This is a genomic window from Nakamurella alba (assembly GCF_009707545.1).
Lineage (GTDB): Bacteria > Actinomycetota > Actinomycetes > Mycobacteriales > Nakamurellaceae > Nakamurella > Nakamurella alba.
On the sequence record NZ_WLYK01000011.1, the window covers coordinates 317,370 to 338,456 of the forward strand.

Genomic DNA, 21,087 nt, shown 5'->3' on the forward strand with positions numbered 1-21,087 from the left:
TCCTGCCATCTCCTCCGTTCACCATTCCCTGTAGGGGGTTCACCCATGACCGAGCCGAGTCCGGGGCTCGACCCGGCCGTCCGTTCGTTGCTGACCGAGCTCGAAACACGACTCACCGTCACTGGTCTCGCGGACCCTGACATGATCCGGGCGGACTTCGACACGATGATCGAGTACCTGCACGACGTCGGTTCCGACCGGCCGGGGCCGGTTCCCGCCGGCACCGCGCCTGATCTGCTGGTCGAGGACGGTGAGGTGGTGACCTCCTCGGGGAGGGTGCCGGTGCGGTGGTACCGACCGGTGGCGCCCGCAGTGGGCCCGGGTGGAGTGCCCGGCACCGACCGTGCCGACCGGTCCCCGGTGAGGGTCCCTGCCGCGACCGCGCCGACGGCGGTCGATCGGGCTGCTGCCGAGACCGTGGGCGGTCACGGCGCGGACGTCGACGTGGTCGTGTACATCCACGGCGGGGGATGGGTGGTCGGGAGCCCGGCGACCGCCGATCCGATCGCCCGGGCCCTGGCGTCCGGGCTGGGAGCCACCGTCGTGTCGGTCGACTACCGGCTCGCCCCGGAGAATCCGTTCCCCGCTGCCTTCGACGACTGTTTCGCAGTGGTGCAGGCTGTCGCCGACACCGTGCCGCACCGTTGGCTGGCGGTGGGCGGCGACAGTGCGGGTGGCAACCTGGCCGCCGTGGTCGCGATGGCCGCCCGGGACGCAGGGTCACCGGCCGTGGACGCCCAGCTGCTGATCTACCCGGCTCTCGACCCGACGATGGCCTCCGCGTCGCAGCAGCGGTTCGCCGACGGCTACCTGCTGACCCGCACCGCGTTGCGCTACTACTGGGACAGCTACGGTGCGGGACACGAACGCCGGCCCTACTGTGCCCCGTCGTCGGCCGACGATCTGCGGGGGCTGGCGCCGGCGGTGGTCGCCACGGCCGGGTTCGATCCACTGCGCGACGAGGGCAACGACTACGCGGAGCGGCTCGCCGCAGCCGGCGTGCGCACGCAGCTGCTGGAGTTCCCGACCCTGACCCACGGCTTCGCCGACCAGCTCGCGCGGGTGCCGGCCGCGTCGGAGGCCCTGACCCAAGTGATAGCCGGGCTCGCCGCCGAGCGTGACCTCGCGGTGCACGGCCGGGTGGGCCTCCACGGCCTCGGTGCGGACCGACCGGGGGACACCCCGCCCGACGCGGCCCCTGCTCGGAGTGTCGGTTCGGCGGTGGCTGCGGTGCAGCAGCTCCGGGGTCTGCACGTGTGAGATGACAAGCAGCGGGGTACCTCCCGGTCGACCAGGAGGCGAACATGCACCGTTCGAGGACTTTCCGGCGAATTGCGACATCCGTGGCAACGGCGGTCATGGCGGCGGTCCTGCTGCCACTGGTTGCTGCCGGCCCGGCGTCCGCGGTACCGCCCTACTTCAGCGACATCCCGACGAACAACGTGTCCGGCACCAATTACCTGCCAATCGTGGGCGACTTCGGCGGCAACCCGACCGACGACATCCTCTGGTACGCCTACAAGGGCGGGAAGAGTTCGCTGTTCCGCGCCAACGGCGACGGCACCTTCGTGACCTTCCCGCTGAGCATCTCCGGGCGCAACTACGCACCGCTGGTAGGGGACTTCGTCGGCGATGCCCGCGACGAGATCCTCTGGGTCACCCCGGGCAGCAGCCGGGCCACCATGTGGCGGTTCGACCAGCCGGGCCGGGTCTACCTGACCGCGCCGATCGACGTGCCCGTCGGCATCAGCACTTTCGCGTCGCTGCCGAGCACCACCGCCGACGTCAAGTCGCGCTCGATGTTCATGGGTGGCGGGACCACACACCCGATCCGCGTGGACACCTACACCTGGCCGCAAGGCGGCGACCTGACCCGCACCGGGCGGTCGTACTCGATCACCGGTGACGTTCGACCGGTGGTCGGCGATCTCGACGGCAACGGGCTCGCCGACATCCTGTTCTACGGTGCCGGCACCCGGACCGACGCCGCCTGGTTCACCACCGGTGCAGGCAGCGGTACCGGGTTCCGGATGCAGCCTGAGCGGATCAACGGCAGCTATGCGGTGGCCACCGGATCGTTCGCCGGCGCCGCCGACGACGTGCTGTTCGACGGCGCGACCGACTACCTGTGGACCTTCGACAGCGCCGGAGCTCACGCCTCGCGTCCGGTCGACCTCGGTCCGATCGCCGACAAGCTGATCCTGCGTGGACCACGCGATGTCGTGCTGCTCTGGGCTCCGGAGGACTCGCTCGAGGTCTGGCAGATCGCGAGCGGTACCCAGTCGATCACCGTGACCGGCAACCTGCCGCTCCCTGCCACCTACCGGCCGATCGTCGGCGGGTTCACCGGTGACGGCAGTGCGTCCTCGGTGTTCTGGTGGGGACCCGGGGCGGCGCCGGAGCGGATCTACATCCCGGACGAGTGCGCCGGCATCGCTGCCGCCGACGGGCCGGACGCCGTCCTGGCCTGCTGATCCACTGAGTCATCGGGCTGAGCGGTGCGGGTCGGAAAGATATGAGGGGGCCTCGAGGCTTCAGGACTCAGCCGCGGGCAGTCACCGTCCGGGCAGTCGGATCCCCGAGAGCCCGAGGACGGTAGCGGCGGCATCCAGGGACGCCTGACGCTCCGCGGCGTACAGCTCGAACGGGTCCCGGATCTCACGGTCGATCGCGGCTGCCATCCATTGCCTGTCGCGCGGAACACCTGCCTCTGCGGCGTCCACGGTTCCTTTTCCGGTGAGGTTCGAGGAGAAGATCCCGGCGGCGGACTGCAGGAGGAAGTCCTCGTAGACGATCGGACGGACGGAGAGGACGCCCGAGCGCACCAGTTCAACGAGGTCACCCATGCCGTCCCGTGCCGCCGGCCCGGCGTGCGCTCCTGTTGTGGCGGTGCCTGTATTGCCGGCAACCGCAGGGCCGGGAGCCACAGCGTCACAAACTGCAGCGTCAGAAACTGCAGCGTCAGAAACTGCAGCGTCGGACGCGGCCGCGCCTGGCGTCGCCGTCACCGTGAAGTACGCGAGGTCCTGCTCGATGAGCCCGAGGTCGGTGTCCGGGAACAGCGCGGCCCACTCGCGGGCGAGGACCGCAGCGCGATCGGCGATGTCGGCCGCTGCCTCCGCGGTGCGCCGCATGGCCGTCTCGTACCGTGCCCGGCCCTCCGGGGTCGGAGCCACGCCGCGGGCCTCCACCTCGCCGAAGCGCACCCGCAGGTGTCCCTGGGTGGTGGTGCCGTCGGCCTCGAGGAACCGTCGGGACTCGTCGAGCGCGCGGAAGGACGTCTGCCGCAGCAGCACGTCCGGGCCGGCCCACATCGGCGGCCCCTGGATCTCGTCGATCATCGTGATGCCACGGTCCGACATCCGGCGGTAGAGCTCGTCGATGTCGAGGACCCGGGGCGTGAGGTGGTTGACGTGGGTCGAACCGACCCCGGCGATGTCCGCCGCGACCGCCGACACCGCCGTCAACTCCGCGTACCAGGCCCGGTCCACAGGCTGGCCGGAGAGCGCGAACGCTCCCGTCGCCAACGCGAGGAACGTGTCGGCATCGGTGTTGTCGAGTCCACCGGCCGCCTCGGCCCGGGCGGCCAGGTCGAGCAGCTCGTCCGGGAACAGCCGGCGGGCGCCGACGAACGTGCGGACGCGGGCGCCCAGGTCGTCGTCGAAGAACCGCCGGTCCTCGGGCACCAGCATGGAGGTGAACATACGGAACGGGTTGCGGGCGAGCTCGGCCGCATCAATCGGCCGGAACGCCGTGGACACCACCGGGATCGGGGTCGGCGCCGCCTCCCGCAGGTCGTAGAAGCCGACCGGGTACATGCCCATGGCGGCGAAGATCGTGGCGACCTGACGCAGCTCGCGCGGATCACCGACCCGGATGGCGCCGTGCCGTTCCGCGGTGACCCGATCGATGCTGCCCAGGCGCTCGGCCGCAGCACCCTGGGCGCCCATGACGTCCCGGTTCACCTCGCCGGTGACCTCGAGCAGCGTGACGTAGGCGGGCACCTCGGTGCCGTACAGGTCGGACAGCCGCCGCGCGAAAGCCGCACGCAGCTGCCAGGTCTCGAGGAAACTCATGGCCGGGCGGTCTCCAGGTCGCGAGTGACACCGAGGCCGGCCGGGAGGCTCGGCGTCGGTCGTCCTGTCAGCGACGGGTATGGGATGCCCCCTGGATGCAGCCGCGGCATCGACAGTGGATGCAGCCGCGGCATCGACAGATCCGTCGACACCGTTCCAGACCTCACTGCCGTTGGATGCCCCACTGCCGTTGGATGCGACTGCCTGATTCCCGATGAGTCGGACACGGGGACCGTCGGTGCCACTGCCGGATACATGCCCGCACTCTGGCCGAATCGACGACCATCCGCCACCCCTGGGTCTTGACCAACCGGTGGTACGACCGACCGGTCCCGCGGTGGCATGAATGTCCCGGAAGCAGAGGGCTCGGATTGCCCAGGTGTCAGACGATCGCCCGCACCAGGTGGGGGTCCGCCCGCGGGAGGGGTGTGGTCCGGTCGCAGGGGAGCGTGGCAGCATCAGGGCCGTGGCCGTGACTCCCGAGCAGCAGCGCCTGCAGGACCTGGCGCGACTTCGTCGGGTCCGCGACCGGATCGACCGGGAGTACGCGCAGCCGCTGGATGTCGAGGCGTTGGCCCGCGGGGTGCACATGTCGGCCGGTCACCTGACCCGCGAGTTCAAGGCCGCGTACGGCGAGCCCCCGTACTCGTACCTGATGACCCGGCGGATCGAGCGGGCCATGGCACTGCTGCGTCGGGGCGACATGAGCGTCACCGACGTCTGCTTCGCGGTCGGCTGTTCCTCGCTGGGCACGTTCAGCAGCCGGTTCACCCAGCTCGTCGGCGAGCCGCCGAGCGTGTACCGCAACCGGGTCGCCGGGATCACCGAGGGCATGCCGGCGTGCGAGGAGAAGAAGGTGACCAGACCGGTCAGGAATCGAGAAGCCCGGGTCGCCGAGCCGCAACTAGCGTGAGCGACATGGACATCACCATCTACTCCAGCTTCCTCCCGCAGACCGATCCGGACGCAGCGCTGGCGTTCTGGCGGGACACCATGGGCTTCGAGCTGCGGCTCGACGTCGGCTACGAGGGGATGCGGTGGCTCACCGTCGGTCCGCCCGACCAGCCGCAGACCTCGATCGTGCTGCACCCGCCGGCGATCGACCCCGGCATCACCGACGACGAGCGCCGCACGATCACGGAGATGATCGCCAAGGGCACCTACGGCAGCATCCTGCTGGCCACGCCCGACCTCGACACCACCTTCGACAAGTTGCAGGCCGCGGACGTGGAGATCGTCCAGGAGCCGACCGATCAGCCGTACGGCGTGCGCGACTGCGCCGTCCGCGACCCCTCGGGCAACATGGTGCGGATCCAGGAACGGAAGTAGGTCGGTTTCGCTCCGGCACCGCGCGGGGTGGCCGATTGATGTCTGATCGTCAGACACATCATCAGAGGTGTCCCACGGCGGACATCACCGGCACCGCCGCCCCACGGCGGACATGGCCGGCACCGGATGCACCCCGCCGGCCACGACGGGAAGCCGCGTGGCTCGTCGGAACCTTCTGTCCGACGCGAGCGGGGAACCTTCCGTCTCGTTGCGCGGTTCACCGTGGTGGCGTGCGGGTGAGATGGTCGATCGGGTGGATGCCGGCTCGGGTGAACACCGGACCGGGTCAGGTCCTGCCACAGCACCGCCGTGCGCGCGGCACCGGCACCAATGGCAGCATCACAGCACCGCACACGGCTACAGGAACGTCCGACGACAGCACCAGGCATCACCACGTGAACAGCACCGAGTCGCCGCCCGGATCCGTTCCGGCGGCGACATCGGTGCGAGAGAGGGACGGCATGGCCACCAGGAAGACCGGCACGTCGGCGAAGGCCGGAGGCGACTCGCACGTCGCCGACACCCACGACATGATCCGGGTGACCGGTGCCCGGGTGAACAACCTCAAGGACGTCAGCGTCGAGCTGCCGAAGCGCCGCCTCACCGCGTTCACCGGTGTGTCCGGATCCGGGAAGAGCTCGCTGGTCTTCGGGACCATCGCCGCGGAGTCCCAGCGCATGATCAACGAGACCTACAGCGCGTTCGTCCAGGGATTCATGCCCACCCTCGCCCGCCCCGACGTCGACGTGCTGGACGGGCTCACCACGGCGATCATCGTCGACCAGGAGCGGATCGGCGCCGACCCGCGCTCCACCGTCGGCACCGCAACAGACGCGAACGCCATGCTGCGCATCCTGTTCAGCCGGCTCGGCGATCCTCACATCGGCGGCCCGCAGGCGTACTCGTTCAACGTCGCCTCGATCAGCGGTGCCGGTGCAGTGACCTTCGAGCGGGCCGGTCAGACCACGAAGGAGCGCCGCAGTTTCAACGTTGTCGGCGGCATGTGCCCGCGTTGTGAGGGCCGCGGATCGGTCAACGACATCGATCTCACCGCCCTGTACGACGACGAGAAGTCCTTGGACGACGGTGCTCTCACCGTGCCCGGCTACAGCATGGACGGCTGGTACGGCCGCATCTACCGTGGTGCCGGGTTCTTCGACACCAGCAAGCCGATCAAGAAGTTCACCAAGAGGGAGCTGCACGACTTCCTGTACAAGGACGCCACCAAGATCAAGGTCGACGGTATCAACCTGACCTACCTCGGTCTGATCCCGCAGATCCAGAAGTCCTACCTGTCCAAGGATGTCGACGCGATGCAGCCGCACATCCGGGCGTTCGTGGAGAAGGCGGTCACCTTCACCACCTGTCCGGAGTGCCAGGGGACGCGGTTGAGCGAAGGTGCCCGGTCGTCGAAGATCAAGGGCATCAGCATCGCCGATGCGTGTTCCATGCAGATCAGCGATCTCGCCGAGTGGGTGCGCAAGGTCAAGGACCGCAGCGTGGCGCCGCTGCTGGAATCGCTGCAGCAGACGCTGGACTCGTTCGTCGGGATCGGGCTGGGCTACCTGTCGCTGGAGCGTCCGTCGGGAACGCTGTCCGGCGGTGAGGCGCAGCGGGTGAAGATGATCCGGCATCTGGGGTCGTCGCTGACCGACGTGACCTACGTGTTCGACGAGCCGACCATCGGCCTGCACCCGCACGACATCGACCGGATGAACGCGCTGCTGCTGCAGCTGCGGGACAAGGGCAACACCGTCCTGGTGGTCGAGCACAAGCCAGAGGCCATCCAGATCGCCGACCACGTGGTCGATCTCGGTCCTCGCGCGGGCGCCGCCGGCGGTCAGGTGATGTACGAGGGGACCGTGGAGGGTTTGCGGAAGAGTGACACCCTGACCGGTCGGCACCTCGACGACCGCACCACTCTCAAGGAGTCGGTGCGCGAGGCCGACGGCGTGCTGGAGATCCGCGGCGCGAAGACCCACAACCTGCAGGACGTCGACGTGGACATCCCGCAAGGTGTCCTTGTGGTGGTGACCGGCGTGGCTGGATCCGGCAAGAGCTCGCTGATCCACGGGTCGGTCGCCGGCCGTGAGGGTGTCGTTGCGATCGACCAGGCGGCGATCCGCGGGTCCCGGCGCAGCAACCCGGCGACATACACCGGGTTGCTGGAGCCGATCCGGAAGGCGTTCGCCAAGGAGAACGGCGTCAAACCGGCGCTGTTCAGCGCGAATTCCGAGGGGGCGTGCCCGGTCTGCAACGGGAACGGCGTCATCTACACCGATCTCGGGATCATGGCCGGCGTTGCGATCCCGTGCGAGGAGTGCGAGGGCAAGCGGTTCCAGGCCGAGGTGCTGACCTACAAGTTGGGCGGGAAGGACATCAGCGAGGTCCTGGCGATGCCCGTGGCCGAGGCGGAGGAGTTCTTCGCCGGCAAGGGCGCGCTGCCTGCGGCACACAAGATCCTGGAGCGGCTCTCCCAGGTCGGGCTCGGCTATCTGACAATCGGACAACCGCTGACCACACTGTCCGGTGGCGAGCGGCAGCGGCTGAAGCTGGCCACGCACATGGGGGAGAAGGGCGGCATCTACATCCTCGACGAGCCCACCACCGGTCTGCACCTGGCCGACGTCGAGCAACTGCTCGGTCTGCTCGACCGACTGGTCGATTCCGGGAAGTCGGTGATCGTGATCGAGCACCACCAGGCGGTCATGGCCCATGCCGACTGGATCATCGACATCGGTCCGGGCGCCGGTCACGACGGCGGGAAGGTCGTCTTCGAGGGCACGCCGGCGGATCTGGTCGCGAAGAAGAAGACTCTCACCGGGCAGCACCTCGCCGCCTACGTGGGGCGCTGACCGTGGCCTCTCGGCCCGGGAGGAATCGTCACGTCGTCCTGGCACGCAACCGACCAACGATCTCGGTGATGATGCCGCCGGCGGTGTAGTAGGTACCGCGGGTGCGTCCGACGGATTGCAGGTAGCCCAGGACGGTGAGCTTGGTCAGGTCGCGGTTGGCGGTCAGGTCGGAGATCACGGTGCCGGTGCCCGCGGCGATCGCGGCACGACCCGCCGAGATCAAGTGTGTCAACCGGCCGCTGACCTGCGGAAATCATCTCGTCGACGGTGCCCGAGATGCCTTCGACCTGACCACAGTAGGTGTGCCGTGCTGTCCCTTCGGACCGCATGACCGCCGACCGTGCACCAAGGTGTCGAGTCCGGCTGGCCACCGCGCCAGACGAACAGACGAACAGACGAACAGACGAACAGACGAACAGACGAACAGACGAACAGACGAACAGAACCGTGCGACCAGATGGTGCTACCACAAGGGTATACCCTGGCCAGCATGAAGATCAGCGTCAGCCTCACCGGCTTTGACCTGGCTACCGTCGACGCCTATGCGCGTAACCAGGGATTGACCCGCTCCGCCGCCCTCCACCACGTCATTGCCGTGTTCCGCCGGGCACAGCTGGCCCAGGACTACGAGATCGCCATCGACGAGTGGATCGACAGTGGCGATGCCGCACTGTGGGATCGCACCGCCGGCGACGGCATCGAGGCGGACCCTGTCTACGGTTCGTCGTCGGTGCGACCGCAGGCCAGCGGGGCATGAGGCGGGGCGACATCGTCCGCGCCGACCTGGAACCGACCCGCGGCAGCGAAGCCAACAAGACCCGACCGGTCGTCATCGTCTCGGATGACGCCCTCAACACAGCCAGCGTCCGGCTGGGGCGCGGCATGATCACCGTGGTGCCCTTGACGAGCAACATCAGCAATGTCCTGCTCCACCAGACGGTGCTGCCCGCAGATGATGAGACAGGTCTGACCGCGCCGTCCAAGACGCAGCCGGAACAGATCAGGTCGATCGACATCCAGCGCATGGGGCCCGTCCTGGGCAGTCTGACCAGTGAGCAGCTGCACCAGCTGAACTGGGCCCTCGTCGGCCTCCTCGCCCTGGACCTGTACATCGACGACTGAGGGTTGGAGCGATGCCCTCCTGCGAACTGTGGCGAGACGAGGAGGACGTCTGCGACCAGGCCGCCGTCGTCACCGTCGTCGACACGACCGGGCACGCCGCCGCCGCGCTGACCGACATCACCGGCGCCAGTGATCAGCAAGGTCTGGAACTGGTGCCTCCAAGGCCTGAGACGGGACCCCGGGTCGGGCGGCCGGAGGTCAACCACCATCCACCGGCTCGCCGTGGTTGACCTAGCTGTGATTGATGGCGCTCGTCGAATCTCCCCGGGGCCGCTCATCGAAATTGGCCACTTGGTGACCGTCGGATGGTAGCTGTTCCGGGGTTGGTGGCGCGGCGTAGGTGGTCGGTGCGGGCGTGGTGGTCGCGGAGGCGGTAGGAGTCGCCGTTGATGTCGATGACCACGGATCTGTACAGCAGCCGGTCGAGAAATGCTGCTGCAACTGTTTTGTCGCCGAGGACTTGGCCTCATTCGCTCATTGCCGCCGCCCGGGCCGAACGGCGGCAGCGATACGCGGTGATCCGGCAGTGGGGTCGCGGTGAGATGACATTTCGGCGAAGTTCTTCGGCCCGGACCTTGTCGGCGGACCCTGCGGCATAACGTCACGTGACGAATCGGCCGCTTGGGAGGCAGTCGTCGTGCGGTCCGGTGCCGGGGACTGCCTCGGGCGGTCGAGGTCCGTTGATCAGTTCCGGATGGTGGAACTGGCGATGACGTGCTGGCTCATCCGGCGCCGCAACGGCTCTCGTCGCGGCCATCCTGGTGGGACGCAGAGATTCGGTGTTGTCAGCAGGCTGTTCGCGCCGGCACTCGCGACCGTCAAGGCCTGTAGGCCGGCGGTGTGCGGACGGCCCCGAACGGGTGCGTTCCGGCACAGATGCGGCTGACGCTCGTCTCGGCATCGGATCCACAGACAGAACGAACTGCTCGACCGAGCCTGTCGGGAAGCTGAGGGGCCGGTCGGAGACGACAAGAGTGTCTGGCGCACAGCACGAGAAGCGCTGCGCGAGGGCGCACTTCGAGTTGGAAACGTCACGTGACGAATCGTGGCCAAGGTGCCGGGATGCGGTGAGGAGGATCGAATCACGTTGCCGTGGGTCCTGTGCAGCTCACAGGAAGCATGTCGGGGCTCCGCCGCGCCGGCGCCTGACGCTCGACGGGACGTTTCCCGGAACTGATGCACGGTCCGACCCGCTGAGATGAGTCACAGGTCTTCGGCTGGGACGGCGGTGTGAACCTGTCGCCGAGTCACAGGTCTTCGGCTGGGACGGCGGTGTGAACCTGTCGCCGACGACGGATCCGTCGACGTCGGTGCGCGCCGCTCGCCGCACGTGAGGCGGCCCGACGATCCTGCGCGAGAAGGTCGACCGGCAGCTCCAGCAGAGGTCTGCAGCCACTCGTTGGCGGGAGACATCAGGGCTGAGTGGGGTTTGCGGCCACATGGGTGCAGTCCTCGGACCAGCTCCTTCCTGTATCGCCGATAATGCACATTATGTCAGTTCACCGAGGGGCGCCGCCGACGTTCTTAAGACCTCGGCTCTGCTCCCCGACATCCGACCCTGCTTCCCGTGCGGCCCTCGACACCGACTGATGCACGGCAAGAACTTTCATGCAGCCGACGAGGTCGCGAGTTGGTCCATGCCGCCGGCACCGGCGTTGCTGCCGACGCTGTCGCTTGTTCCGTCGCCACGACATGTCAGGAGCGGCGAGTTCGGCTCAACGGCACAGAGGCAGCGAACGCAGCTGGTGGTCGGGCTCATCCGGTGCCGGTGAAAGGCGACCCGGTCGGTCGGCAGACCGTTCCCTTCCGCGGCAGTGTGTCGGACACCAGGTAGGCGGTGACCTTGTCGTCGATGCACCTGTTGCCGGCCTTGAGGTAGGCCAGATGACCCCATCCGGTGTAGGTCAGCAGCCGGGAGTTCGGCATCAGCAAGGACGCGATCACCGCTCCGGTGTACGGCGTCGAGGGGTCGAAGTGGTTGCCGACGACGAGCACAGGATGCGCGGTCCGGCGGTTCCAGGGTCCCGCATAGCGGGAGTCGCTGCTGCCCGGCCAGTCAGCGCAGCTGCTGCTCTGCCAGGTCCACAGTCGGCCGAAATGCGGTGCCAGCCGGGCGGATCGGTCCGCAGCCACACTCCACGCGGTGATTGTGGACGGATTCGCCGTGTCCGCGCAGGTGACGGCCTGCATGCCCTCGCCCGGGGTGTAGTCGGCCGCTGCGGCTCCTGCATCGGACAGCTCGTCCTCCAGTTCCTGGTATCCGACCGCCGCCTCGGCGTTCGCGCCGGCTTCGAGATCGGCCAGGAACTCGGAGAAGTCGCTCCAGGAGTCCGGATTGTAGAGAGCTCCTGAAGTGGTGGCGACCAGGTTCCGATCGGTCAGAAAGAAGCCCGGGATCCCCGGGAACTCCACCGGGCTCGTGCGCATCCGGACCAGCAAGGCTTCGTAGCGCGCTCGGGCGTTCCCGGAGAAGGCACACTGCTGCTTCGCCTTGTCGCATTGCCGGAAGAACTCGGCGAGGGTCACCTCACCACCCGCAGCGGACAGGATCCGATCGGTGAACGGCTGTGTCCGCGCCTGATTGCCACGGCCGGTCGACCACGCCACAGGGTCGAGCACCCCGTCGATCACGAAGGCGCCGACGGTGGCAGGGAACAAGTTGGCGTACGTCATGCCCAGGTAGGAACCGTAGGAGTAGCCCAGGTAGTTGAGGTACCGGTCCCCCACCGCGATCCGGAGCAGGTCGAGGTCGCGCGCCACGTCGGCGGTCGACATGTGGTGCAGGATGGGTCCGGCGTTCGCAGCACAGGCGTCCGCGAGCAGTCCGTCCGTCGCTACCCACTGCTGCTTCTCGACGGCGGTCAGGGGGTACGGCAGCGTGTGTGCCGCTGCTTCGGCCTCCTCGCGGTTGGTGAAGCACCGCAACGTGGCGCTCTCCCCGATCCCCCGTGGGTCGAATCCGATGATGTCGTAGGCCCTGCGCAGCTCCGCGGGAAATGACGAAGCTCCGTCCCGGACCGCTGAGACCCCGGAACCGCCCGGCCCGCCGGGATTGAGGAACAGCGATCCCTTGCGGTGGGAGGCATCCGTGGCGGGCAGTTTGATCAGAGCCAGGGAGATCCGCTCCCCTGCCGGCCGCTGATGGTCGAGCGGGACCTCCGCCGTGCCGCACTCGAAGCCGTCACACTCGGACCAGACGATCGTCGGCGCCGGGGCGGATGCCGCTGCCGCCGGGACGCCGCCGAGCCCGGCCGTCACCGATGCGGCGAGAACCGCGACAAGGCTGAACCGACGCAGATGTGCACCGAGACGCATTCCGACCTCCTGCTCGCGCGCAGGCTGTCAGCCGCGAGTGGGGCCGAACCTAGCCCCGCCTGTCAGAACCGGACAATGGACCCAGGTCGCCACAAGCCGCTTGTGCATCGAACGGCGGCCCGCCCGGAATTGCTCCATGGGTCGACCGGCGGAGGCCGCAGACGCACGGAACTCTCAACTGGTCGGGCGTGCCCGGTGTCGCCGGCGCACGATGAGCAGCAGTCCGCCTCCGGCGAGTGCGAGCAGTGCGGCCGCGGTGACAGTCGCTGCAGGAAAACCGGTCTCCGCGAGACCTGATGAGCCTGGCGTGGCCGAGGGAATCTCCGACGGCCGGCCGCCACCCACAGATGCTGCTCGGTACTCGAAGGCGATGCGGACATATCCGCCCCGTCCGGCGGTATACGGCTCCCGCGCATTGGCCGGGTAGGCGACGTCGTACGCCACCACCGCTGAGTCAGAAGCGTAGGACGAGCCGCCACCTCCACCGGCGACTCCACGGGAGACGACACCGCCGCCGCCACCGCCGGTCCACCCGCCACCTCCGCCGCCACCTCTTTGTTGGTGCAGGGTGGCACCGAGGCCTCCGGCCGCTACTGCGAATCCGTTGGTCGGCCCTTGGCCGGCAGTTGCCGCCATATCCGACTCCGAGTCGGGGCCGCCGCCGACGCCACCACGGCCCTGCGATCCTCCGCTACCGCCGTCCGCCACGACGTCGGTCGAATAGCTTTCGGCCGACTGGCCGTCCGCCCCGGAATCCCTTGCCGCCCCCGCGTCGCCGCCGTCACCCGACCCGGAACGAAGAGCGGGATTCGTCTGATAACCCGTGCCTGCACCTCCGCCCCCGCCGGCGACCGCGAGTGTCATCAGGGTGCTGCCGTTGGCGTCAAGAGCCACCACCGCCGATCCCCCGCCCCCGGAACCGGCGACGTAGATGTCCGACCTGCTGGCACCTGCGCCACCCGCACCGACGACCACGCCGATGGCAGTCGTGCCGGATGGAATCGGCAGGTTGAGACGAATGCGGCGTGACTGACCGCCGATCCCGGTGACCTTGCCCCAATCGGCCGCCCGGCCGGTTCCGCCACCGCCGCCGGCTATCTCCATGTCCAGCGTGGTGGAACCGGCCGGCACCGGAATTGTCGTGCTTCCCGGGATCTGACAGTCGAAGACGACCGCACGGACTGCGTTCATCTCGTTGCACACGTCGGCCGCCACTGCCGGGTGCGGTGTACCCGGAGCCAACAGGCCGGTCGCGATCAGGCCCGCAACGGCGAGTATCGAGCCGCTACGTCGCCCCGACCGCCTGATACCCGACAACCGCCCCGTCATGACCGCCCCTATCGCTGCAACTGTTGCCTGAGAGTAGCTGAGCGATTACGGCGAGTGCGGGGTATGCCCAGCTCTCCTGGTGTCCGAGCCGAGTTCACTCGTCCGGGTATGTCGCCGGTCCTCGCCGCCGGACCTCGGGAACGGGGTGCCGCTGGCCGATCGGCTGGGCCTCCGATCCGATCGATCGGGCAGATGCGGCCGGCGGATGTCCGGGCTGGGGATGGGCCGTGCGTCGAACAGTCAGCGCCAGAACTCTTGGACCTTCGGATCCGCTCCCCGACCCTGGTGATACCCCGCCCGCGCGGCCGGCGGTCGGGTCCGTGGGTCCATCATGTTGCTGCCGAACGCATCTCGCGCCGTCTCGTCCGGAACGACGATCTCCACGGTGCTGCCTGCGTCGCGGAGTTCTGCAACCTGCTTGTCGAGCTGCATCCCCCACTCCAGCGGGTGCCTGGTGCGCCCACCGAACGGCGAGAGGATCAGCACCCGGCGGCATCCGGCGGCCAGGTCCGCGTTCTCGTTCCGGCGGTATCCGCCGTCGATGTACAGGTCGTCGCCGATCCGGTAGGCCGCGCCACTCGAGGTGCTGGCGGCGACGGCGTCCACCAGGTCGACACCGCTGCTCGGGTCGAACGCCACCATCTCGCCGCTGCGGGCGTCCACGGCAGTGATCAGGATCCGCTGGTCCGGCCAGTCCACACCCGGCAACCTGCCGGCGACGATCGCGCGCCAGCGACCGGACCAGCCGGGATCAGCGGATTCCAGATCGACAGCAGCGGCGCCGATCCGGTGGCGCATGTCGGCGGCATCCTTCGAGGCCGCGATGATGCGGTTGGTGCGGTCGAGATGATCGACCGTCGACCGCCCGGTCGGCGGGTGCGCCGGCGGCGCCGCATCGAGGATGTCGCGTAAGAGGTCTGCGGGGCGTGCATGGGTGATCTGCGCGGCCGCCGTCGCGCCGGCGGAGGTTCCGACGATGAGATCGGCTGCGGTGACGTCCATCCCGGCGTCCAGGAAGCCGGCGACGACGCCGATCTCCCAGGCGTTGCCGGCGGATCCGCCGCCGTGCAGGACGAGCGCGCGCTCGCTGGCTGATCCGGAGTTGGAGTGCAAAGTGGTCATGGTGGGGGCCTCTCGGAGCTGTGGATCGGGCGCACCCACGACTTCCTAGCCGGCGACGGCCGACAACTGCGGGGTGGCACCCAGGACGGGCGGTGCGGACATGGGTGTCACCTCCTTCGGTCGGTTGACGGTCATCGGCACGGTTGCACATGGGCAGGACGCCCCGCAACGGACATTTCCGAGGTACAACCGTCGTTCCGACTCGTCGGACCCAGGTCGTCAGACACACAGATCGTCAGACAGCAGGGAGGGAGTCGACGTCCGGGGCTCAGATGATGTCCAGCTCGGCGTCGATACCTGCCGGACAGGTGCGAGGTCGTGTGAGCCCACTGCTGGACGGGCGCCTGGACCTCCGTCGCCGCACCGGGCGGAAATTGTTCGTGCCGGGTGTCGTATCGGGGGCCACACCTTCGTGGAGTAGGCAGGAGTCCATCCGGACCCGATCGACAGCGAGAGGAACGACGATGACGGATCCGACAACCAGGCCCCTGCGATTCGGGGTGGTCACCCCGGTGCTGACCGACGTGAACACCTGGCGCGACGAGGTGCGCAGGATCGCCGACAGCGGGTACTCGACCGTCCTGATGCCGGACGTGCCGAGTTGGCAGCCGGCCCCGGGTCCGACCCTGGCACTGGCCGCGAGCATCGCAAACGTCAGGGTCGGGACCTGGGTGTACGCCTCGCCGTTCCGGCAGCCGTGGAACCTGGCGTGGGAGTCCCACTCGTTGTCGGTGCTCACCGAGGGCAGGTTCGACATGGGCATCGGCACCGGTCGTCCGGGTCTCATCGACGAGCTGCGGACCCTCGGTATCCCCGAGGCGGCCGCGACCGGCCGCGTCGCCCAGGTGCGCGACTCGGTCAAGACGCTGCGCGAGCTCGACGGCACCGACCTGCACACCCCGGTGGTGATGGCAGTGCGCGGACCCAAGGCACGAGCGCTGGCAGCGGAGGTCGCCGACGTCGTCACCTTCGCCGGAAGTCCGGACGGCAGTCGCGCCGACGTCGCGGTCCTGGCGGAGGAGTTCCGCGGCAAGGACGTCGAGCTGGCGCTGCACGTCTCCGTGGTCGGCGACACCGTGGCCGCCTTCATGGCTCCCCCGGACATCGACACGGCCGCGCTGCGGGCCGCCGACTCCCTCTCGTACCTGCCGTCCGATCCAGCGGCCGCTGCCGAGGAGATCCTGCGCCGGCGGGCCGAGAACGGCTTCAGCTACGTGGTGATCGGGTTGAACTCGTCGCGGACCCTGGCGCCGGTGGTCGCACAGCTGGCCGGCAGCTGATCAGTGCGCGACCAGGTAGCGCAGCTGGACGACGCCGGAGCCGTAGGTGGTCGCCGAGAGCAGGGTCATCCGGATGTCGGGACCGGTGCCGAACACCTGCGGACCGCCACCGATGAGCGACGGATTGACGTTCATCCAGACCTGGTCCACCACGCCGGCTGTAAGCAGATCCCTTGCTAGGGAACCCATCCCGGAGACGATCAGGTCGCCGGAGTGCTCGGCCTTCAGCTCGGCCAGGCGGGCGACCGCGTCTCCGGTCAGCAGTGTCGCGTTCCAGTCCAGCGGAGCGCTCAGCGTCCGCGACGCCACGTACTTGGGCATCGAGTTCATCTGGTGTGCGTACTCCTCGAACCCGGGCACGGAGGCCAACTGGGGCCAGACGGCCGCCAGTCCTTCGTACGTGGGCCGCCCGAGCACCATGGCCGCCGCCGAGCGCCACATCTCGAGCGACGCGCGTTGGCTCTCGTCGTCGAGCACCAGCCAACCGTCCGGAGCCGGCGCCGGAGCCTCGAAAGCCCCGTTCGCCGTGATCGCTGCAACAAGCACCAGTCGTCCCATTGCCCGATCATGCCGGAACCGGCAGACGATCGCCGGGGAGCTGTCGTATCCGGTAGTTCCCGTTCGTAGCACCGACATGAACACCCACCATCGACGAGGAGACCACGATGAGCACGACCTACACCTTCGACATCTTCAGCAGCCTCGACGGTTTCGGCGCCACCAGCGGCGACTGGGGCGGCTACTGGGGCAAGCAGGGCCCGGAGCTGCTCGACCACCGGCTCGGGCTCTACACGCCGGATCAGCGCGTGGTGCTCGGCGCCACCACGTACCGCGAGTTCGCCGAGATGATCGCCACGCTGCCCGCCGACGCCGATGTCTTCGATCCGTGGGTGACCCGCATGCGGCAGCTGCCCGCCACCGTCATCTCCGGCTCGCTCAGCGCGCCCCTGGACTGGCCGGACGCCGAGGTCGTCTCCGGCGACGCGGTCGAGATCGTCACCCGGATGAAGCAGGAGTCGGACGTCCCTCTGCGATCGCACGGCAGCCTGCAGCTCAACATGGCGTTGCTGAAGGCCGGGCTGGTCGACGTCGTCCAGGTCACGATGTTCCCGGTGATCACCGGCCGCACCGGGCAGGCTCCGATCTTCGGCGGCGCCGACGACTTCGATCTCGAGCTGATCGGCTCGACCACCTTCGACGGCCGCACCCTCGAGCTCACCTACCGCCCGACCCTGCGCGGCTGACCACGCGGTCAGGGTGTGCGGTACCGGGTGTAGATGAGGCCGGAGCCGAACGCGCGGTGATCGACCAGTTCGAGGTCGAGCCGGACGTCGTCGGGGAAGAACCGCTTGCCGCTGCCGACGACGCTGGTCGTCATCAACAGGTGGTACTCATCGACCAGTCCGGCCCGGATCGCCTGGGCCGCAAGGTGCGGGCCGTCGACGGTGAGGTCGTGCTCCGACTCCGCCTTCAGCTGCTCGACCGCGTCGGGATCGAAGGATCGCTCGATCCTGGTGCGGCCGCTCGACACTGTGTCGAGAGTGGTGGAGTACACGACCTTCTCGGCGCCTTTCCAGATCCGGGCGTACTCCTTCACGAACTCCGGTGCCTCCGGGTCCTGGTCGGCGGTCTCCCAGAACACCATCGTCTCGTACATCCGCCGGCCGTACAGGTACGTGCCGACGTCCCGGAACGCCTCGTTGATGAACGAGTGAACCTCCTCGTCCTCCGCTCCCCTGCCCAGCCCGCCCTCCGCCGCCTCGGCGTACCCGTCGAGCGAGGTGATCATCGAGTAGATCAACTTCGCCATCGTCGTCCTCCTCGTCGTTGCTCCGGCCCGCTGCCGGTCACGTCCATGTGACGGGAGGGGCGCCGATGAGTCATCGCCGGATCTACGTATGTTGGCGGATGTTGCGTAGGCGCAACCGTTGGAAAGTAGGTGTCAACAGCCCGAGGGACCGCCCCCGGACGGACACCCACCAGGAGCACACCATGTCCCCCATCGAACTCATCGCCCTGCTCGCCCTCACCGGCTGGGCCATCTACAAGCAGACCGTCATCACCGAGGTCACCGCCTCCGGCCGGTTCAAGATGGCCATCATCTACGCCGCCGTCGGCCTCGCAGTCGGAGGCTTCGCGATGCCCCACACCGCCGGCGCCGCCGCCCTGCTGATCGGTGGCTTCGCGCTCTCCGCCGTCATCGGACTGGCTCGCGGCCACTACACCAAAATCTGGATCACCGAGGACGGCCGCACCATGCGCAAGGGCACCGCCCTGACCATCGCCCTGTTCCTCGCCCTCGTCGCCGCCAAGTTCGCCCTCGGCACCCTGGCCTACTTCCTGCACATCAACGACGGCGCCGGCTTCGGCGAGATCCTCTTCATGATCGCCATCATGATCGCCGTCCAGGCCCAGATCGTCTTCACCCGCACCCAGGCCTTGCACACCGACGCCCGCCAGCTCGCCCACAGCCTCTGAGATCCTCGGACGCCGCCCGTAGCGTCCGTGGAACTGGCCGCAGTAGCGACCACTTCCACGGACGCACAACGTGTTTCACCCCCGGAGACGTCCTGCAACAACCGGAAGAACAGCTCCCGGGCTACAGGACGTCGTGGCCTTCAGAGGAGGGCGTCGGGGGCGGAATCGGCGAGGAACTCGACGGTGCGGAGGAACTGTTGCCGCTCCTCGGTGGGCAGCAATTCGAGGAGGCGCTGCTCCCCCCGCCGGATGTCGCGCCGAGCCGCGTTCCGTGACCGCTCCCCCGCCGCGGTGATCGCGACCAGTCGCACCCGGCGGTCTGCAGGGTCTGGTTCCCGGGTGATCAGACCACGTTCCTGCAGATCGTCCAACACGGCGATGATCCGTGTCCGGTCGGCACGGATCTCGTCGGCGAGCGCGCCTTGGCTGGTGTGCGGCTCCCGGCCCAACACCGACAGCACCACATACGCCCACATCGTCAGACCATGCCGCTCCAGGACCGGCCCTTCGGCGGCGATCAGCACGCGGCCGAGGCGCGCGACGGTCGCAGCGAGGTCGGGCCTGTCGGACATGGGCGCAGACTACTGTTCGACAGATCGTAGGCAGGCGCATATCGTAGGTGGCAGCACATCACTGATACCGGCAAGGAGTACTCATGAACATCCAACTCGGGATGGTTGTCCTCGACGTCCGCGACCTGGACGCCTCGATCGAGTTCTACCGACGACTCGGGCTCGACCTGCCGGATCCCTTCCCGGACCGCAGGGTCTGTCTGTTCCGGATGGCCAGCGGTGTCAGCATCGTTCTGCTGGAGGACTTCTCGGCGGCCAACGATCCGACGTGGCGCCGGCCCACCACGAACAGCTACCAGATGCTGCTGGAGTTCGTGGCCGACGACGAGACCGGTGTCGACGAGCGGTGGTTCGCGCTCACGGGGGCCGGGCATCACGGACGCAAGGCCCCGGGGCGGGACGGCGGAATCTACTCGGCTCTGGTCGATGACCCTGACGGCAACGTCCTGATGATCTCCGCCGACCCGTCCGCCCGACCGGACCGCGATCCGCCCGCCTGACCGGACCGCGATCCGTCCGGCTGACCGGACCGCGGACCATGTCCGCGCGGCCGGGACGAGGGTGGTCGACGGCAATACCGGCCGACTCAGACCCTATGTAGGACGCGGGCCGTTTGGCGGTGTAGGCCGGGGCCTCGCGTATGCAGCATTCGTGGATCACCGGCCAGGGTGGCTGGCTGGTGCCGACATGCATAGGAGGCCCCGGTGATTGAACAGCGTACGAGTGTCGGGCTGGATGTTCATGCCCGGTCGGTGCGGGCGGCGGTGATTGACGCGCTGACTGGTGAGCTGATCGAGCGGGTGGTGTCCCCGTTGACCGAGCGGGTGGTCGATTTCGTGGACGAGATCGCCGCCGGGCACGGCCCGGTGGTGGTGACCTTTGAGGCCGGCCCGACCGGATACGGGTTGGCACGGGCGCTGCAAGCGGCGGGGCACGTGTACCAGATCGCGGCGCCGTCGAAAGTTGCTGCGTCCGTCCGGGGACCGGGTCAAGACCGACCGCAGGGACGCGTTGTTGCTGGCCCGGCTGGCCCGCAACGGCGACATCGTCGCGGTCACGATTCCGACCCTGGCGCAGGAATCGGCGCGGGATCTGGTCCGGGCCAGGGAAGACACCCGGACGGTGTTGATGGCGGCGCGGCATCGGTTGTCGAAGTTGCTGCTGCGACACGGACACATCTACGACAATGACGCCTGGACCGGACGGCATGACGCATGGTTGCGGCGGGTCCGTAAAGAACATCTTCTGCCCACCGGTGGTGGCGTGTTGATCGCCTTCGACGATGCCTACGACGCGGTGGCCCACGCCCTGGCCCGCCGGAACCGTCTCGATACCGAGATCGCAGTTATGGCGGTGGATTCGGAGTTCTCCGCGGTGGCGCGGCGGTTGGGATGTCTGCGTGGGATCGCGACCACGACCGCGTTCGCGTTGACCGTGGAGATCGGTGACTGGCACCGGTTGACCGGTTCCTCGATCGGTGCCTATCTGGGTCTGGTGCCGTCGGAATCCTCGTCCGGGACGTCCCGGGTCCAGGGTGGAATCATCAAGACCGGGAACAGTCATGCCCGTCGACTTCTCATCGAAGCGGCGTGGCACCACCAAGCCCTCT

At 68.3% G+C, this 21,087-nt stretch carries 20 protein-coding genes and 2 pseudogenes; 13 read left to right on the forward strand and 9 right to left on the reverse strand.

Annotation, left to right across the window (positions count from 1 at the left end):
* Window positions 1–45 precede the first annotated feature (45 nt).
* Together GIS00_RS23285 and GIS00_RS23290 are read left to right on the forward strand one after the other, a co-directional pair.
* Complete coding sequence (locus tag GIS00_RS23285; RefSeq protein ID WP_154770821.1) at window positions 46–1,260, forward strand: alpha/beta hydrolase; 1,215 nt, start codon at window positions 46–48, stop codon at window positions 1,258–1,260.
* Between the two features lie 83 nt (window positions 1,261–1,343).
* On the forward strand, window positions 1,344–2,474 hold the full coding sequence (locus GIS00_RS23290) for a hypothetical protein (protein WP_154770822.1): 1,131 nt from the start codon (window positions 1,344–1,346) through the stop codon (window positions 2,472–2,474).
* Between the two features lie 81 nt (window positions 2,475–2,555).
* On the opposite strand, the gene GIS00_RS23295 is transcribed toward GIS00_RS23290, so the two are convergent.
* Window positions 2,556–4,076, reverse strand: coding sequence for a VOC family protein (locus GIS00_RS23295; protein WP_154770823.1), 1,521 nt, complete (start codon window positions 4,074–4,076; stop codon window positions 2,556–2,558).
* A 466-nt stretch (window positions 4,077–4,542) separates the two neighbouring features.
* Here GIS00_RS23295 and GIS00_RS23300 point away from each other — a divergent pair, with 466 nt between their 5' ends.
* The 3 genes from GIS00_RS23300 (at window position 4,543) to GIS00_RS23310 (ending at window position 8,260) form a co-directional block, all read left to right on the forward strand.
* Window positions 4,543–4,989, forward strand: a complete 447-nt coding sequence (locus GIS00_RS23300) for a helix-turn-helix transcriptional regulator (RefSeq protein ID WP_322098355.1) — start codon at window positions 4,543–4,545, stop codon at window positions 4,987–4,989.
* Window positions 4,990–4,994: 5 nt separating this feature from the next.
* The gene (locus tag GIS00_RS23305; protein ID WP_154770825.1) at window positions 4,995–5,405 is read left to right on the forward strand and encodes a VOC family protein; all 411 of its coding nucleotides are present in this window, start codon (window positions 4,995–4,997) and stop codon (window positions 5,403–5,405) included.
* 461 nt (window positions 5,406–5,866) lie between these two features.
* Window positions 5,867–8,260 carry an ATP-binding cassette domain-containing protein gene (locus GIS00_RS23310; RefSeq protein ID WP_154770826.1) on the forward strand — a complete coding sequence of 798 codons (2,394 nt, stop codon included), beginning with the start codon at window positions 5,867–5,869 and terminating at the stop codon, window positions 8,258–8,260.
* 28 nt (window positions 8,261–8,288) lie between these two features.
* On the opposite strand, the gene GIS00_RS23315 is transcribed toward GIS00_RS23310, so the two are convergent.
* Window positions 8,289–8,492: a hypothetical protein gene (locus GIS00_RS23315; RefSeq protein ID WP_154770827.1), complete on the reverse strand. Its 204-nt coding sequence runs from the start codon at window positions 8,490–8,492 to the stop codon at window positions 8,289–8,291.
* 258 nt (window positions 8,493–8,750) lie between these two features.
* Between GIS00_RS23315 and GIS00_RS23320 the strand changes: the two genes are divergently transcribed.
* Genes GIS00_RS23320 through GIS00_RS23330 form a run of 3 tightly spaced genes read left to right on the forward strand, consistent with a single transcriptional unit; the run spans window position 8,751 to window position 9,612 of the window.
* Complete coding sequence (locus GIS00_RS23320) at window positions 8,751–9,017, forward strand: antitoxin (protein ID WP_154770828.1); 267 nt, start codon at window positions 8,751–8,753, stop codon at window positions 9,015–9,017.
* Window positions 9,014–9,382 carry a type II toxin-antitoxin system PemK/MazF family toxin gene (locus tag GIS00_RS23325; RefSeq protein ID WP_154770829.1) on the forward strand — a complete coding sequence of 123 codons (369 nt, stop codon included), beginning with the start codon at window positions 9,014–9,016 and terminating at the stop codon, window positions 9,380–9,382. Before GIS00_RS23320 ends, GIS00_RS23325 begins: the two co-directional genes overlap by 4 nt.
* Window positions 9,383–9,393: 11 nt before the next feature.
* Entirely contained in the window at window positions 9,394–9,612 is a 219-nt protein-coding gene (locus tag GIS00_RS23330) for a hypothetical protein (protein WP_154770830.1), read from the forward strand.
* A gap of 44 nt (window positions 9,613–9,656) precedes the next feature.
* Here the strand turns inward: GIS00_RS23330 and GIS00_RS28705 are convergent.
* The 4 genes and pseudogenes from GIS00_RS28705 to GIS00_RS23340 all read right to left on the reverse strand — a co-directional run.
* Window positions 9,657–9,848, reverse strand: a pseudogene (locus GIS00_RS28705) (ATP-binding protein); the annotation flags it as partial.
* 1,289 nt (window positions 9,849–11,137) lie between these two features.
* Window positions 11,138–12,697 carry an alpha/beta hydrolase gene (locus GIS00_RS23335; protein WP_154770831.1) on the reverse strand — a complete coding sequence of 520 codons (1,560 nt, stop codon included), beginning with the start codon at window positions 12,695–12,697 and terminating at the stop codon, window positions 11,138–11,140.
* Window positions 12,698–12,871: 174 nt separating this feature from the next.
* Complete coding sequence (locus GIS00_RS29570; RefSeq protein WP_456094178.1) at window positions 12,872–14,026, reverse strand: glycine-rich domain-containing protein; 1,155 nt, start codon at window positions 14,024–14,026, stop codon at window positions 12,872–12,874.
* 240 nt (window positions 14,027–14,266) lie between these two features.
* The gene (locus GIS00_RS23340) at window positions 14,267–15,148 is read right to left on the reverse strand and encodes a patatin-like phospholipase family protein (protein ID WP_154770832.1); all 882 of its coding nucleotides are present in this window, start codon (window positions 15,146–15,148) and stop codon (window positions 14,267–14,269) included.
* A 464-nt stretch (window positions 15,149–15,612) separates the two neighbouring features.
* On the opposite strand from GIS00_RS23340, the gene GIS00_RS23345 reads away from it, so the two are divergent.
* A complete protein-coding gene (locus GIS00_RS23345) occupies window positions 15,613–16,428 on the forward strand; it encodes an LLM class flavin-dependent oxidoreductase (RefSeq protein ID WP_154770833.1) in 816 nt (271 codons plus the stop codon).
* Here the strand turns inward: GIS00_RS23345 and GIS00_RS23350 are convergent, their stop codons facing one another.
* Window positions 16,429–16,986 carry a dihydrofolate reductase family protein gene (locus tag GIS00_RS23350; protein ID WP_154770834.1) on the reverse strand — a complete coding sequence of 186 codons (558 nt, stop codon included), beginning with the start codon at window positions 16,984–16,986 and terminating at the stop codon, window positions 16,429–16,431. It abuts the gene before it with no gap.
* A 107-nt stretch (window positions 16,987–17,093) separates the two neighbouring features.
* Here GIS00_RS23350 and GIS00_RS23355 point away from each other — a divergent pair, with 107 nt between their 5' ends.
* On the forward strand, window positions 17,094–17,672 hold the full coding sequence (locus tag GIS00_RS23355; protein ID WP_154770835.1) for a dihydrofolate reductase family protein: 579 nt from the start codon (window positions 17,094–17,096) through the stop codon (window positions 17,670–17,672).
* Window positions 17,673–17,680: 8 nt separating this feature from the next.
* Here GIS00_RS23355 and GIS00_RS23360 read toward each other — a convergent pair whose 3' ends face one another.
* On the reverse strand, window positions 17,681–18,238 hold the full coding sequence (locus tag GIS00_RS23360; RefSeq protein ID WP_154770836.1) for a dihydrofolate reductase family protein: 558 nt from the start codon (window positions 18,236–18,238) through the stop codon (window positions 17,681–17,683).
* A 182-nt stretch (window positions 18,239–18,420) separates the two neighbouring features.
* Between GIS00_RS23360 and GIS00_RS23365 the strand changes: the two genes are divergently transcribed.
* A complete protein-coding gene (locus GIS00_RS23365) occupies window positions 18,421–18,906 on the forward strand; it encodes a DUF1453 domain-containing protein (RefSeq protein ID WP_154770837.1) in 486 nt (161 codons plus the stop codon).
* 140 nt (window positions 18,907–19,046) lie between these two features.
* Here the strand turns inward: GIS00_RS23365 and GIS00_RS23370 are convergent, their stop codons facing one another.
* Window positions 19,047–19,430 carry a MarR family winged helix-turn-helix transcriptional regulator gene (locus GIS00_RS23370; RefSeq protein WP_322098357.1) on the reverse strand — a complete coding sequence of 128 codons (384 nt, stop codon included), beginning with the start codon at window positions 19,428–19,430 and terminating at the stop codon, window positions 19,047–19,049.
* Between the two features lie 131 nt (window positions 19,431–19,561).
* On the opposite strand from GIS00_RS23370, the gene GIS00_RS23375 reads away from it, so the two are divergent.
* The gene (locus GIS00_RS23375) at window positions 19,562–19,978 is read left to right on the forward strand and encodes a VOC family protein (protein WP_154770839.1); all 417 of its coding nucleotides are present in this window, start codon (window positions 19,562–19,564) and stop codon (window positions 19,976–19,978) included.
* A 204-nt stretch (window positions 19,979–20,182) separates the two neighbouring features.
* Window positions 20,183–21,087, forward strand: a pseudogene (locus GIS00_RS27035) (IS110 family RNA-guided transposase); the annotation flags it as partial.

Excerpts from the sequence above, each read along its gene's own strand:
- GIS00_RS23285 (WP_154770821.1), top strand. The coding sequence starts at position 46 with ATGACCGAGCCGAGTCCGGGGCTCGACCCGGCCGTCCGTTCGTTGCTG.
- GIS00_RS23295 (WP_154770823.1), bottom strand. The coding sequence starts at position 4,076 with ATGAGTTTCCTCGAGACCTGGCAGCTGCGTGCGGCTTTCGCGCGGCGG.
- GIS00_RS23305 (WP_154770825.1), top strand. The coding sequence starts at position 4,995 with ATGGACATCACCATCTACTCCAGCTTCCTCCCGCAGACCGATCCGGAC.
- GIS00_RS23310 (WP_154770826.1), top strand. The coding sequence starts at position 5,867 with ATGGCCACCAGGAAGACCGGCACGTCGGCGAAGGCCGGAGGCGACTCG.
- GIS00_RS23320 (WP_154770828.1), top strand. The coding sequence starts at position 8,751 with ATGAAGATCAGCGTCAGCCTCACCGGCTTTGACCTGGCTACCGTCGAC.
- GIS00_RS23325 (WP_154770829.1), top strand. The coding sequence starts at position 9,014 with ATGAGGCGGGGCGACATCGTCCGCGCCGACCTGGAACCGACCCGCGGC.
- GIS00_RS23330 (WP_154770830.1), top strand. The coding sequence starts at position 9,394 with ATGCCCTCCTGCGAACTGTGGCGAGACGAGGAGGACGTCTGCGACCAG.
- GIS00_RS23335 (WP_154770831.1), bottom strand. The coding sequence starts at position 12,697 with ATGCGTCTCGGTGCACATCTGCGTCGGTTCAGCCTTGTCGCGGTTCTC.
- GIS00_RS29570 (WP_456094178.1), bottom strand. The coding sequence starts at position 14,026 with ATGACGGGGCGGTTGTCGGGTATCAGGCGGTCGGGGCGACGTAGCGGC.
- GIS00_RS23340 (WP_154770832.1), bottom strand. The coding sequence starts at position 15,148 with ATGACCACTTTGCACTCCAACTCCGGATCAGCCAGCGAGCGCGCGCTC.
- GIS00_RS23345 (WP_154770833.1), top strand. The coding sequence starts at position 15,613 with ATGACGGATCCGACAACCAGGCCCCTGCGATTCGGGGTGGTCACCCCG.
- GIS00_RS23350 (WP_154770834.1), bottom strand. The coding sequence starts at position 16,986 with ATGGGACGACTGGTGCTTGTTGCAGCGATCACGGCGAACGGGGCTTTC.
- GIS00_RS23355 (WP_154770835.1), top strand. The coding sequence starts at position 17,094 with ATGAGCACGACCTACACCTTCGACATCTTCAGCAGCCTCGACGGTTTC.
- GIS00_RS23360 (WP_154770836.1), bottom strand. The coding sequence starts at position 18,238 with ATGGCGAAGTTGATCTACTCGATGATCACCTCGCTCGACGGGTACGCC.
- GIS00_RS23365 (WP_154770837.1), top strand. The coding sequence starts at position 18,421 with ATGTCCCCCATCGAACTCATCGCCCTGCTCGCCCTCACCGGCTGGGCC.
- GIS00_RS23375 (WP_154770839.1), top strand. The coding sequence starts at position 19,562 with ATGAACATCCAACTCGGGATGGTTGTCCTCGACGTCCGCGACCTGGAC.